Origin of the sequence: Kitasatospora sp. NPDC056783, assembly GCF_042789895.1 — a bacterium.
Classification (GTDB): Bacteria; Actinomycetota; Actinomycetes; order Streptomycetales; family Streptomycetaceae; genus Kitasatospora.
Window position 1 is genome coordinate 1 of the sequence record NZ_JBHUAF010000726.1, and the last position, 1118, is coordinate 1118.

Sequence of the window (1118 nt, forward strand, 5' to 3'; positions counted from 1 at the left end):
GGGGCCGGTGGCACCGGCGGTTCGGCGCCGGGCCGGCCCGGGCGGCCGGGGGGATGATCGAATCCGTGCAGCTCAGCAGGCCCCGGTGTTCGTAGGATGGGTGGAGCTCCTCCGGGAGGAACTCGTCCCGGAGGTGCCATGCCGCAGCCCACGAACCACCAGCTGCTCGGGCGTGCCCGGGAGTTGGAGGTACTGGACCGCCTGCTGCACGAGGTGCGCTCCGGGCGCAGCCGGGCGCTGGTGCTGCGCGGGGAGGCCGGCGTCGGCAAGTCGGCGCTGCTCGACCACCTGGCCGGGCGGGCGGAGCAGTGGCAGACCATCCGCGCGGCCGGCGTCGAAGCCGAGTCCGAGTTCGCCTACTCCGCCCTGCAACAGCTGTGCGCCCCGCTGCTGCCCCGGCTCGACCGGCTGCCGGAGGTGCAGCGGGACGCGCTGCGGGTCGCGTTCGGCCTGAGCGCGGGGAACCCGCCCGAGATGCTGCTGGTCGGGATGGCGGTGCTCGGCCTCTTCGCCGAGGCGGCGGCCGGGTCGCCGCTGCTGTGCCTGGTCGACGACGCGCAGTGGCTCGACCTGATGTCCCAGCGGATCCTGGCGTTCGTCGGGCGCCGGCTGGACGCCGAGTCGGTGGCGCTGGTGTTCGCCGAGCGGATCACCGACGGCGAGCGGGACGAGGGCTTCTCCGGTCTGCCGGAGCTGGCGCTGGGCGGGCTGGCCGACGTCGACGCCCGGGCGCTGCTGGACGGCGTGCTGCCGGGGCCGGTCGACGCCCGGGTGCGGGACCGGATCGTGGCCGAGACCGGCGGGAATCCGCTCGCCCTGCTGGAGTTGCCGCGGGGCCTGTCCCCGGCGGAGCTGGCGTTCGGCTTCGGCGGGCCCGGCGCGGGCCCGCTGGCGACCCGGGTCGAGGACGGCTTCCGCCGGCGCGTGGACGCGCTGCCGGCCGACACCCGGGCCCTGCTGCTGGTCGCGGCGGTCGAACCGGTCGGCGACGGTCCGCTGTTGTGGCGGGCCCTGCGCCTGCTGGGCATCGGTCCCGAGGCCGCGACCCCGGCCGAGGTCGCGGACCTGGTCACGCTGGGAGCCGCGGTGCGGTTCCGGCACCCGCTGGTGCGTTCGGC

Annotated in this window: 1 protein-coding gene; it reads left to right on the forward strand. The window is 76.7% G+C overall.

Translation table 11 applies throughout. The features are described from left to right. Nucleotides 1-138: 138 nt before the first annotated feature. Nucleotides 139-1118: AAA family ATPase (locus ACFRMQ_RS40895; protein WP_380736011.1), on the forward strand; the 980-nt coding region annotated here is incomplete at its 3' end.